General features: G+C 28.0%; 10 protein-coding genes. 8 read left to right on the forward strand and 2 right to left on the reverse strand.

Annotated features, from left to right (window positions below; all coding sequences use genetic code 11):
• The first annotated feature begins 212 nt into the window (after positions 1–212).
• Complete coding sequence (locus J3R86_RS00905; protein WP_207517660.1) at positions 213–3404, forward strand: CDP-glycerol glycerophosphotransferase family protein; 3192 nt, start codon at positions 213–215, stop codon at positions 3402–3404.
• 57 nt (positions 3405–3461) lie between these two features.
• Here the strand turns inward: J3R86_RS00905 and tagD are convergent, their stop codons facing one another.
• Positions 3462–3860 carry a glycerol-3-phosphate cytidylyltransferase gene (tagD, locus tag J3R86_RS00910; RefSeq protein ID WP_207517661.1) on the reverse strand — a complete coding sequence of 133 codons (399 nt, stop codon included), beginning with the start codon at positions 3858–3860 and terminating at the stop codon, positions 3462–3464.
• A 219-nt stretch (positions 3861–4079) separates the two neighbouring features.
• Here tagD and tarF point away from each other — a divergent pair, with 219 nt between their 5' ends.
• The 7 genes from tarF to J3R86_RS00945 all read left to right on the forward strand — a co-directional run bounded on the left by tarF (position 4080) and on the right by J3R86_RS00945 (position 12517).
• A complete protein-coding gene (tarF, locus tag J3R86_RS00915) occupies positions 4080–5255 on the forward strand; it encodes a teichoic acid glycerol-phosphate transferase TarF (protein WP_207517662.1) in 1176 nt (391 codons plus the stop codon).
• A gap of 318 nt (positions 5256–5573) precedes the next feature.
• The gene (locus J3R86_RS00920; RefSeq protein ID WP_207517663.1) at positions 5574–6290 is read left to right on the forward strand and encodes a D-ribitol-5-phosphate cytidylyltransferase; all 717 of its coding nucleotides are present in this window, start codon (positions 5574–5576) and stop codon (positions 6288–6290) included.
• A complete protein-coding gene (locus J3R86_RS00925) occupies positions 6283–7308 on the forward strand; it encodes a ribitol-5-phosphate dehydrogenase (protein ID WP_207517664.1) in 1026 nt (341 codons plus the stop codon). Before J3R86_RS00920 ends, J3R86_RS00925 begins: the two co-directional genes overlap by 8 nt.
• Positions 7309–7329: 21 nt before the next feature.
• Positions 7330–9018, forward strand: a complete 1689-nt coding sequence (tarL, locus tag J3R86_RS00930; protein ID WP_207517665.1) for a teichoic acid ribitol-phosphate polymerase TarL — start codon at positions 7330–7332, stop codon at positions 9016–9018.
• 121 nt (positions 9019–9139) lie between these two features.
• Complete coding sequence (locus tag J3R86_RS00935) at positions 9140–11035, forward strand: glycosyltransferase (RefSeq protein WP_207517666.1); 1896 nt, start codon at positions 9140–9142, stop codon at positions 11033–11035.
• Positions 11036–11079: 44 nt separating this feature from the next.
• The gene (locus J3R86_RS00940) at positions 11080–11919 is read left to right on the forward strand and encodes a trypsin-like serine peptidase (protein WP_207517667.1); all 840 of its coding nucleotides are present in this window, start codon (positions 11080–11082) and stop codon (positions 11917–11919) included.
• Between the two features lie 289 nt (positions 11920–12208).
• Positions 12209–12517, forward strand: coding sequence for a hypothetical protein (locus tag J3R86_RS00945; protein WP_207517668.1), 309 nt, complete (start codon positions 12209–12211; stop codon positions 12515–12517).
• Positions 12518–12565: 48 nt separating this feature from the next.
• Here the strand turns inward: J3R86_RS00945 and J3R86_RS00950 are convergent, their stop codons facing one another.
• Entirely contained in the window at positions 12566–13432 is an 867-nt protein-coding gene (locus J3R86_RS00950) for a hypothetical protein (RefSeq protein WP_207517669.1), read from the reverse strand.
• Positions 13433–13448 lie beyond the last annotated feature (16 nt).

Below are 13448 nucleotides of genomic sequence, written 5' to 3' on the forward strand. Positions count from 1 at the left end.
TTAAGAGATTAACATTTTAAAAGATGAGTAAAACTTAATGTTTCTTAATTTGATAACAAGATTAAAATATAATTGAAAATACATATAAAAATGGAATATTAATTTAAATGAGTATATAATAAAAATGGAATTTAGCCATTAATGTTAAAGGACAACTTAGAATATTATTGGAGCAACTTTGAGAAATATTAAAGACATAATGGGGGATATAAATGAATTATATACTTATTGAGCAGGAACAAAATAAATTAACACTTAAATTTGAGCAAACTAGTAAATCAGTCGATAAAATTTACATTAAAAATGAATATCAGTCATTAACATTTTTACCTAGTAGCCATGACGCTAACTATTTTGAAATTGATTTAATAAATGTGTTACATACATTTGAACATTATTCTGGGACAAAGATATATGTCATTATTGAAGAGTCAAATGATATCATAACAACACAAAGAAGTATTAATGTTAAAAAAGATCATTTAAAAGTGATAAACTTAGCACCGATAAATCAAAGAGGTTTATACATTAATCCATACATAACAAAAAATGGACAATTCCATCTTGTATTAGGCAAAGAATTAGCTTTAAGTACTTTCTTTTCCAAAAGACATATCAATAAAGTGAAGTTCACAAATTCTGAAGCCATTATTGATGGACAATTTTCTTTAGTCAATGCAAAGTTACAGAAAGCATCACTTATGATTAAAAGCAGACTGAGTGATTATTTAATTGAAGTACCAATGGAAAAAGTTGTTAACATTTATGCTAACTCAAAAAGCGGTGTAACAAAATTTAATTATAACGTCGATATTTATCAATCATTAATATCATTTTTGCAGTTTCACTTAGATAACGAAGATGTGATTGATGTTTTCTTAAATATTGATATCGAAGAACTATTAAACCCAATTCAAATTAAAGTAGGATGTCCAAGAATCATTGCTGAATATATATTGAAAGGTGAAATAATCACAGAATATCAAGGTGACATACGTTCTGCTACACCGTATTTTACTATGAAAGGTAAAAATTTATCATTTCATATTAATACTTATGACATTGATAGTTATCAAACATATTTACAATGTTTGAGAGATAATACAGTTAATAAAAAACAAAGTGATGTTTGGATTATTGGTGAACGACCATACAAAGCACAGGAAAACGGCTATCACTTCTTTAAATATATGAGAACAGAACATCCTGAGCTAGCTGTATATTATGTCATTGACAAAGATTCCAAAGAACGACATAAAGTTGAACCGTTTGGCAATATTATTGATTTTGGTTCAGCTGAGCATTTTAAGATGATGTTGCAAGCTGATTATATTTGTACAACACATTATCCAGAATTAATCTATCCAACGAATAGTAAAATATTTGAGCAGAAGATTACAGCAACGAAAGTTTTTCTACAGCATGGTGTACTCGGAACTAAAAATTTATCGGGTATTTATGGTAATCAGTTGAAAAACTGTAATTTAGACGTCTTTATTACGAGCTCACAACGTGAGAAAGAAATTGTGGTCAAAGATTTGAAGTTTGATGCTGAGCAAGTAAAAGTTACTGGTTTAGCACGTTTTGATAGTTTATTTGAGCAATCAACCACTGTAAAAAATCAAGTGCTTATCATACCGACATGGCGTGATTGGCTAACAAGTGCTGATCAAATACGTCAATCTGAATACTTATCTCGAATGAATGCGTTGTTAAATAGTGACATAATTAAACGTTATTCTCATCAAGGACTACAATTTGTTTTTTGTTTACATCCGAATATGCAACCGTTTATTGATTTATTTGAAGTGCCTGATTATGTGAAAAGTATTAGACAAGGAGATGTAGATGTTCAACAATTAATTAAAGAAAGTAAATTAATGATCAATGATTATTCGAGTGTCGGTTTTGACTTTAGTTTCTTAAATAAACCAGTGATTTATTATCAGTATGATAAAGATCGCTTTTTAGGTAAGCATCCGTCACATATTGATATCGAAAATGAATTGCCAGGTTTCATTGTTAATAACCAACAAGATTTAGAAATGAAATTACAAGAAATGATAGATCATCATTTTGAAGTGCCAGCAATGATAAAACAACGTGCATTAAACTTTTATAATTTTAGAGATCAACAAAATTGTGAACGTATTTATCAAGCTGCAATATCTTACAATAAGCCATTAGTTAATAGCAAAGTAAAACATAATGTCATCACAGCTCACTTATATAAAAGGTTTCAAAAGTTACCACAATATTATAAGTTGATGAAAAAAATGAATGCATTGATAACAAAAGTCGTACCTGTTCAACAAGATTTAATTGTTATCGAAAGCAATGTAGGTAAATCAGTGAGTGATAGTCCCAAAGTCATTTATGATGCTTTGAAAAGTTACACTAATAAATACCGTATTGTTTGGGTAACTAATGTTCAGTATCCATTTAACGATGAACGTGTGATAACAGTTAAGCGTCTATCACCGGAATATTATTATTATTTATCACGTGCGAAATATTGGATTAATAACCAAAATTTCCCAACCTATATGAAAAAACATAAAGATACCATTTATCTTCAAACGTGGCATGGTACGCCTTTGAAGAAAATGCTCAATGATGTTGAACATTTTAAAGGACGCACTGATGACTATAAAGAACGTGTAAATCAAGCCATTAAAACATGGGACTATTTAGTATCACCAAGTCCCTATGCGACACAATGCTTTAAATCAGCATTTAACTATAAGAAGGAAATATTAGAAGTGGGCTATCCAAGAAATGATATGTTCTATAATACTGATGACCGCTTTGTTACGGAAAAACAATTAGAAGTCAGACAACGACTTGGTATTGCAAAAGATAAAAAAGTCATTCTTTATGCACCAACATTCCGAGATGATGAAGTGAATAAAGCTAAGAAGCATATCATTAATTTAAAATTAGACTTAGCTAAGATGAAAGAAAACTTAGCAGACGATTATGTTTTATTACTTCGTCCACATATCATAATTAGTAATGCGTTGCGTATTGATCAAGAGTTACAAGATTTCGTTATCAATGTAGGTAAATACAATGATATTAGCGAACTATATTTAATTTCTGATATATGCATTACTGATTACTCATCAGTGATGTTTGATTATGCTAATACTAAACGGCCATTATTATTTTTCACTTATGATTTAGAACATTATAAGAATGATTTAAGAGGGTTCTATTTTGATTTTGAAAATGAGGCACCAGGCCCTTTATTGAATACTAACGAAGCATTAATTGATGCCATAATTAATATTGAGCAAGTAAAGAAAAATTATAAAGATAAATATCAAGATTTTTATCATAAATTCTGTACATTTGAAACAGGAAAAGCAGCGCAAGACATTGTGAAAAGAATTTTTGAATAATAAAATAAGACCAATCTCCACTACCATTTAGGAGATTGGTCATTAACATAAAAATAATCATTTAACATCTTTACCATATAATTCTTGTTTGATTTTAGTAGTTGAAATACCTTCTGTACGATTTAAATAAATGACTTCACATTTATCTTTTAAGAAGTCAAATTCACCTTCCCAGTCATGTCCCATTACGAAGACATCGACATCATATTTATCAACATCAGTTTCTTTTTGACCCCAATTATCTTCCGGAATAACTAAGTCTACATAACGAATTGATTCTAACATCATTTTTCGTTGTTCAAAATCATAGTAAGATTTTTTGTTTTTAATTTGATTAAATTCATCAGTAGAAAGTGCAACAATGAGATAATCTCCCATTTCACGTGCTCTTCTTAGTAATTCAATATGACCATAATGTAATAAATCGTAAGTTCCATACGTAATTACTCTTTTCAATTGTCATCCTCCATATTTGTTATACAATTATTATAACTATAACATATCTGGCATCGATTAATCATTTTATAGTATCATTTAATAATAAATTAATATAAAAATATAATGATTTAATCTATAATAGAATAAGGTTGGGAATTTAGTTCAGTAATAATGTTTGCAAGGTGATACAATTAGTTTATTAAAGTTAATTGTCTAAGTTTTTTAAGGAGAATGAATATGATCACAAAATATCTAAAGAAGATTTATACACGTGTAGTCAGTGCTATATTTAAAGCTGAATCGCATTTTATTAATAAAAAGCTCATTTATTTTGAAAGCTTTCATGGTAAGCAATTTAATGATAATCCAAGAGCATTATATGAATATTTGAAAGAAACATCAGACTATAAATTGATATGGGGAGTAAAAAAAGGACACGAACAGATTTTCATAGAAAATGATGTACCTTATGTTAGAAGATTTTCATTAAAATGGTTATTAGTTATGCCAAGAGCAAGTTATTGGATTATTAACACAAGAATACCAGCATGGTTTTATAAATCTTCTAAAATTAAATACCTACAAACTTGGCATGGAACACCTTTGAAAAAAATCGGTTTAGATATTCAAGATGTCCATATGCCAAATACAAATACTCAACAATATAGAAAGAATATTGTGTTAGAAAGTGAAAGATGGGATTATTTAATCTCACCTAATCAGTATTCTACTAAAATATTTAATCAAGCTTTCAAAGTAGATAAAAGCAAAATTATTGAAACTGGTTATCCAAGAAATGATAAACTAGTTAACAAACAGTATAATGAAAGTTATATTAATGAAATAAAGAAACAATTAAATATACCTAAAAATAAGAAAGTAATCATGTACGCGCCTACTTGGAGAGATGATGAATATATTACAAAAGGGTCGTATAAGTTTAATGTGAGTTTTGATGTAGATAAATTGCGTCAGGTCATTGGTGATGAATTTGTACTATTATTAAGAATGCATTATTTAGTAACTACTAGAGTAGATGAAAATGACAACTTTTTAAAAGATGTATCTGATTATACAGATGTTTCCGATTTATACTTAATAAGTGACATATTAATTACAGATTATTCATCTGTGATGTTTGATTATGGTATTTTAAAGAGACCACAAATCTTTTATGCATATGATTTGGAGAATTATGATCAAAATCTAAGAGGTTTTTATTTAGATTATTATAAAGAGTTACCAGGTCCCATTGCAAAAAATGAAAATGAATTATTAGATCTTTTAAAAGAGAGTGGGAGTTTGAAAGAACGATACAATGAAGAAATAGAAAGATTTTATAATGAATATTGTTATACTGAAAATGGGAAAGCAACACAAGATGTAATCAAAACAATAATTAGTAATAGTTAGAATTTTGAAAGAAAAAATCAGTGTCACGTTATCAATAAATAGACTAAGTTATCTAATTTAGAGGCTTGGTCTATTTTTATTTTTGATATTAAATATTATTCAGATACGAAAATAAGTTTTGATTAATGAATTTAAGCATAGAAGTATGGTTTGGATAGAAATAAAGCTTGATTAACCAATCAATATATTTTTGAGTGTAATATAAAGTTTAAAATGCTAGAATGTATGTATATTGCCTATAAATATTTCAATAAATATGATAATAAAATTAGTAGAAAATGATATTTTGCAAAATATAATAAAAGTGGAGGGGATTCAATGAAATATGCAGGTATTTTAGCCGGAGGTATAGGATCTAGAATGGGTAATGTCCCTTTACCTAAACAATTTTTAGATTTAGATAATAAACCTATCTTAATACACACACTAGAAAAATTTATTTTAATTAATGAATTTGAAAAAATCATAATAGCCACGCCTCAACAATGGGTGACTCATACAAAAGATACCTTGAAAAAATTCAAAATATCCGATGATAGAATTGAGGTTGTTCAAGGTGGTGCTGATCGTAATGATACAATCATGAACATTATCAATTTTATAGAACAAGAAAAAGGTCTTAATGATGAAGATATCATTGTGACTCATGATGCGGTAAGACCATTTTTAACTCATCGTATTATTAATGAAAATATTACTGCAGCGATGGAATATGGAGCAGTGGATACAGTTATAGATGCTATTGATACTATTGTAACTTCTAAGAATGATGAAATAATTGATTCGATTCCTGTTAGAAACGAAATGTATCAAGGGCAAACACCACAATCTTTTAATATTAAATTATTGAAAGAAAGTTATAACCAATTAACTAACGAACAAAAAAGTATTTTGTCTGATGCTTGTAAGATTATTGTCGAAACAAATAAACCAGTTCGCCTTGTCAAAGGAGAATTATATAATATCAAAGTTACAACTCCATACGATTTAAAAGTAGCTGATGCAATTATAAGAGGTGATATTACAGATGATTAATCAAGTATATCAATTAGTAGCTCCTAGACAATTTGAAGTAACCTACAACAATGTTGATATTTACAGTAACCATGTAATAGTTAGACCGTTATATATGTCTATATGTGCTGCTGATCAAAGATATTATACAGGTAGTAGGGATGAAAATGTCTTGTATCAAAAACTTCCTATGTCATTAATACATGAGGGTGTTGGAGAAGTGGTTTTTGATAGTAAAGGAATTTATGAAAAAGGGACAAAAGTTGTTATGGTTCCAAATACACCAACAGAAACTGACGAAGTTATTGCAGAAAATTACCTCAAATCTAGTTATTTTAGATCTAGTGGATATGATGGTTTTATGCAAGACTTTGTATTTTTAAATCACGATAGAGTTGTAACCTTACCTGATGATATTGACTTGAGTATTATTTCATATACTGAACTTGTTTCAGTTAGTATGCATGCAATACGCAGATTTGAAAGGAAATCGATTAGTAATAAGAATTCATTTGGAATATGGGGAGATGGAAATCTGGGTTATATTACAGCAATCTTATTAAGAAAATTATACCCAGAATCTAAAATCTATGTTTTTGGTAAAACAGATTATAAATTAAGTCATTTTTCATTTGTTGATGAAGTGTTTTACATCAATAAAATACCTAAGAATTTAACATTTGATCATGCATTTGAGTGTGTAGGTGGACGTGGTAGTCAATCTGCAATTAATCAAATGATTGATTATATTTCACCAGAAGGAAGTATAGCTCTTCTGGGCGTAAGTGAATTTCCAGTAGAAGTAAATACGCGTTTAGTATTAGAAAAAGGCATTACATTAATAGGTAGTAGTAGAAGTGGAACAAAAGATTTTCAAGATGTTGTTGATTTGTACGTACAATATCCTGACATTGTTGAAAAGCTTTCATTATTAAAAGGACAAGAATTTGAGATAGCCACAATCAACGACTTAACAGAAGCATTTGAATCAGATTTATCAACATCATGGGGAAAAACTGTCTTGAAATGGACTATGTAAATAGAAAAGGATGAATACGCATTGGTTAAAAGTAAGATATATATAGATAAAATCTATTGGGAACGCGTTCAATTATTTGTTGAAGGTCATAGTGAAAACTTAGATTTAACAAAAAGTAAATTTGTATTGAGAAACTTAACTGAAACACGAATATTGAAAGCAAATGATGTCAAAATTGATGATAATAAGTTTGTATGTCGATTTAACGTTGCCATTTTAGATGATGGTTATTATTTACCTCAAGATAAATATTTATTAGTAAATGAGCAAGATTTTTCATATATTGCCGAATTAAATCCAGAAGTGATTAATGATGCTTATCAATTGTTAAAAGAAGATGAGGAAGAACAATACAATGAAATAGAAACGCAAAATGGTAAAATCAATTATTTATTACAAAGCTATCTAAAAGAGTTTAAGAAAGGTGGTAATTCTAAAAAAACGATATATACAATAACGCCTGAGATTTCTAGCGATGTAAATGAATTTGTATTTGACGTTAATGTAACTATGCCAAAACCTAAACAATTATTTATTGTAAGAAAATATAAAGAAGTGAATAAAAAAATTAGAAAATATTCATTTAATATCAGAAAATTTGTATTTCAAACAATTTTTAATACAACTAAGTTCTTCCATTTGAAAAAAGGGAAAACGGTACTTTTTACCTCAGATTCAAGAGGAACAATGTCAGGGAATTTTAAATATATTTATGATGAGATGCTAAGACAAAATCTAGATCAAAAATATAATATTCATACTATTTTCAAAGCAAATATAACCGATCGTCGTGGTCTGATTGATAAATTTAGATTGCCATATTTATTAGGAAAAGCTGATTATATTTTTGTTGATGACTTTCATCCCCTGATATATACAGTTCGATTTAGACGATCTCAAGAAGTTATTCAAGTATGGCATGCGGTAGGTGCATTTAAAACAGTAGGATTTAGTCGTACAGGAAAAAAAGGCGGACCATTTATTGATTCACTAAATCATCGTAGTTATACAAAGGCATATGTTTCTTCGGAAACGGATATACCATTTTATGCTGAAGCATTTGGTATTAAAGAAAAAAATGTTGTACCAACAGGTGTTCCACGTACTGATGTTTTATTTGACGAGGATTACGCGAAGTCTATTAGAAGAGAAATGGAAGATGAATTACCAATAATCAAGGGTAAAAAAGTTATATTATTTGCCCCAACATTTAGAGGTAATGGACATGGTACTGCACATTATCCATTTTTCAAAATAGATTTTGAGCGTCTAGCAAAATATTGTGAAGAACATAATGCAGTTGTATTGTTTAAAATGCACCCATTTGTTAAGAATCGATTGAATATATCTAATCAACATCAAAAATATTTTGTTGATGTTTCTGATTTCAGGGAAGTAAACGATATTTTGTTTATAACTGATTTATTAATTAGTGATTATTCATCATTAATATATGAATTTGCAGTATTTAAACGACCAATGATATTCTATGCATTTGATTTAGAAGATTATATTACAACTAGGGATTTTTATGAACCGTATGAATCATTTGTTCCAGGAAAAATTGTACAATCATTTGATGAATTAATGGATGCTTTAAATAATGAAAATTATGATGAACAAAAAGTTGTACCTTTCCTTGATAAACATTTTAAATATCAAGACGGTCGTTCAAGTGAACGTTTAGTAAGAGATTTATTCGGTAGTTAAATATAAAATTAAACAATTATTTTTCTTAACTTTACATTTAATATATTAATTCTATTTTAACAAACGATTATTTTTATTGTTTTATTAAATTATAAAATACAATATTTAAAAGGGGCTTATTATGAGTATTATATTTGTAACCAGTAGGTTAGATAAGGATCATGGTGGATTGACAGCATCATTATTAAATAAAACTAGAATTTTATATGACTACAATAAAATTAAGTCTAAAATTCTAACTTTTCATGCTGATCAAAATTTTAATAATATAAAAAATGAAATACAAAGACGTTATGAGCTTGAAAATAAGACTGATATTTTAAATATTAATGAATACTTTAGAGAGCGTGGTTTAAAATATACAACAAATAAATACTCAGTTGATATAAGTGATTTAACAAAAGTGAAAGTAAATGATTCTACAACTGAATTTTACAATAATGGTATCAAAAGATTAGAAATTAAATATAAAAATAATATACTTACTGAAGTTAAGCATTTTACAGACAATAGTATATGTTTTAAAAAAGATATTGTTGATCACGATGGTTTTTTATACTGGACAAGTTTTTATATTGATGCAAAACTTTCTAGACAAATTTTTTACAGAAAAGATGGTTCAGCATTTCAATCAAGAGAATATGATTCTACAAATAATAAAAAAAACATTAAAAATATAGTATTATTTGATGATTCTATATTAAGATTCAATTCTTTTGATGAATTTAAGACGTATTTTATTGAAAAATTTATTGAGGATAGATGTACATATATTATTGGTGAAGCTAGGGCACAAGATTCAGTTATTTTAAATATTAATGACTCAAGAGTTCGAAAAATTTTTATGACTCATAGTATTCATGAAAGGCCTGATACAAAAATAATTCGTCTAGGTAATAGGAAAGTATTAAATAATTTGAATAAAATCGATGGTCTTGTATTGCTAACAAACAAGCAAAGAGGAGACATAATTAAACGATTTGGTGAAAGAAACAATTATTATGTAATTCCACATTCAATTGAAATACCTAAAGTAGTAACCAAGAAAGACCCAAATAAAATTGTGATAATCTCTAGGCTACATGAGGAAAAACGATTGGATCATGCAATTAAAGCATTTAAAAAAGTGATTCAGAAAAGTCCAGATGCCAAGTTATATATTTATGGAGATGGTGATCAAAAAGAATCATTACAAAATTTGATTAATAAATTAAATGTACAACATAATGTAAAACTAATGGGTTATACAAATAATACTAATGAAGTGCTACAAAGCGCTACATGCTCAATATTAACATCTAAATATGAAGGATTTGCGTTAGTTATACAAGAGAGTATAGCAAATGGAACACCTGTAATAGCATATGACATTAAGTATGGTCCTTCAGATATGATTGATAACGAGAAAAATGGATTTCTAGTTTCGGATGGTAATATAGATGAATTAGCTGCAACTATAATCGCTTACTTAAATGTTTCAAATAATAAAAAGAAAAAGTATTCAGAAGAAGCAGTTATAAAAGCCAAGTCTTTTTCTAATGAGCGTTTTGCAGAGTCATGGTTGAAATTATTTGAAGATTTAAAATCTCCTAAAATAAGAATAGAACCTCAAGTGAGATTAACAAAAGTTGAAAGAAATACTTTGTCAAAAAATAATTTTAAAATAGAAGTTGAGATGGAAATTAATAACTCTATAAATGATATAACACCTAAATTTTGGGGAACATTTTATAATAGATCAACTATAAATAATGAAGGTATTAAAAATAATACAAGAGTAGAAACTACTGTAAAAAAAGTAAGACAAAATATATATATAATTGATTTTTATTTTAAAGCTAATGAATTTCAAAAAAATGAAATATATGATGTATTTTTATCAATGCAATATGATTCTAACTATTTTGACTTGCGAATTGGTAATCAAAGAAAAGATATAAATATTGAAAAAATTAAAACTAGAAGAGTTACTCCATATTTTACTCAAACTTATGATAATTTAAGTTTTAAGTTATAAATTCTTTATAACTAGATTCAATCTATAAACCAAGGGAGTTTAATATGACAACTAAACAATTAATAGCTAGTGCTGTAACAGTGATGACTATGCTTACGACTGCCAATTCAGCTCAAGCAGCAGAAAATTATTACTATGATGGTATGCATAGTCCAAATGATGCACAGGCATTGTCTAAAGCTAAAAAGATTAGTAATCATGATGTGACTATCTCACATTATGGTTATGCTAATAAAACACCATACAAGGCTGTGGGAAGAGTTTCTAATAATGATGGTTGGAAAGGGTATGGCAAAGATAGTATGGGTACAGGATTTGTAGTTGGACCACATACTTTTTTAACCAATGGCCATGTCATTGACCGTAAGAATGGACAACCAGCTGCAGTGAAAGAGATTACTTTTGATATGAATCGTGATGGTAAACACATCCCGTATCGTTTTCATGCTACTAAAGTTATTAAAGTACCCCAACATGACATTGCAATTGTATATACTAAAGAAAATTTAGCAAAATACGTTCAACCGTTAAAATTAGCGTCTGATAGTCAAATTAATCACCTTAAATTTAATGATCGTTTATATTCATTAGGTTATCCATGGCAATTTGATGGTAAAAAAGACGATAATACCAAAGCATATTGGAATAAATATCGAGTATTACAACGTTCTGGCAATGGAACAGAGATTCAAATTAAGGATAAATTCCGTTCAGGTGCGTCAGGTTCACCAATGGTTAATAATAAATACCAAGTATACGGTTTACGCACTTATGGCTACAATTTACGAGGTCATTCATCAGGAGAATATGCTAAACAAGAAGTAGCAGGCGGAGAAGCTTTAAATGGTTTTGCTGGAAAATATATAAAAGAAAGAATTAAGTAAAGATAATGCAAAAAAGATGTCCAAAATAAATTGGGCATCTTTTTTATGACCTACTTTTGGCTAAAATGTGTCAATTTTTAAAATAGACTAATATACTCAGATAATTTTGCAAGAGGACATTTAATGTCCTTTGAAAATGTTTTAATAGAAGTGTAATTAAATAGCGCTCTTTTTAAAAGGTTCCTAAATAAATTGTACTGATGTTTGGGAAGTAGGCAATAGAATAATCAAATGATTAAGTTATAGCAACTGTTAAATAGCGCTTGAATAAACAATAGGGGGAAACATTATGTTTAAGCAACAAGTTAATCATGACCACGTTACACAAAGTAGATATTTTGAAGAAACGAAGAGGATATTAAACCATGAAAAGACTTTGATTCAAGAGCAAGGTTTCGGATTAATATGTTCTGAACAAGCCATTCAACTTATTGCGGAACAAATATATGTTTCGACTGAAAGTGAACAACAAAATCAACAAATCATTTCGAACTTTTTAAATGAATATATTACTGATGAAATGATTTATGGCAATCTTCAAGAAGGACATGTTATTAATATTGATGCTGATGATGAAGACATTATGTTTTATTATTAACAATGACAAAAGAGGGTGTATGCTTCGTCACATACATCCTCTTAGTCATTATTCAGTATAAGTTTTATGTATTTCTTCTAATCTTTGAACAAAATCATCAATATAACTTTGAGGTCCTAACATTTTAGCTAATGGTGCAAGCTGATAAGCAATATAATAAGCATCAAACTTAGTGCAATTAACTAATACAGTTACTGAAGTATCGTTATGAGCAACTAATTTCTTTATAGAATATTGTTTTTGAAATTGATGCCAAATTGACGTATCTATTTCGAATTTGAAGGGCTCTTGTATATTTGTTTGATTAAATTTAGAACTAAGCGTATCAACAGCAATGATATTTCTCATCGCTATATTATAAACCTTTTTTTCATATTCATAACTAAACCAATAATCGAAGTGCATATATAAAATGGATAAAGGTTTAACAAATAATTTCTCGTTTTTAGTAGTCATTCTAATGTAATGTTGATTAGAAATTGCTTTTTGAATGGTCATAAGAGATGTTCCTGGTAATAAATCTGTTCTCACTTTAAAGCTATTAAGCATCTCTTTAAGAATATTTTGATCTTCAAGCTTGGCACTAGCAATATTATCTAAAAATAGTTTGTAAATATCATAATGTAATATAGGTGTTAAACTTTTTATTTTAATTAACAAACTTAAAATACCCAAACTATTTTCATGGTTAATATTATTAACTAATTGGTAGCCATTTAATACCCTATTGTAAATAATTTTAGACTTCTGACTTCTCCAATATTCACTTTCGTAAAAAAAGTTATTAATAGTTGTAATATCTCGCTGAATAGATTTGTCACTGACTTCAGTTAATGTTTGTATATTATTTTTATTAACAATGTTCCCATTAATAAGCAAAGTTAATATATTTAATATACGTGTTGATTTATCCAATTACGTCTCCCCTTCA

Source organism: Staphylococcus simiae (genome assembly GCF_017357005.1).
Classification (GTDB): Bacteria; Bacillota; Bacilli; order Staphylococcales; family Staphylococcaceae; genus Staphylococcus; species Staphylococcus simiae_A.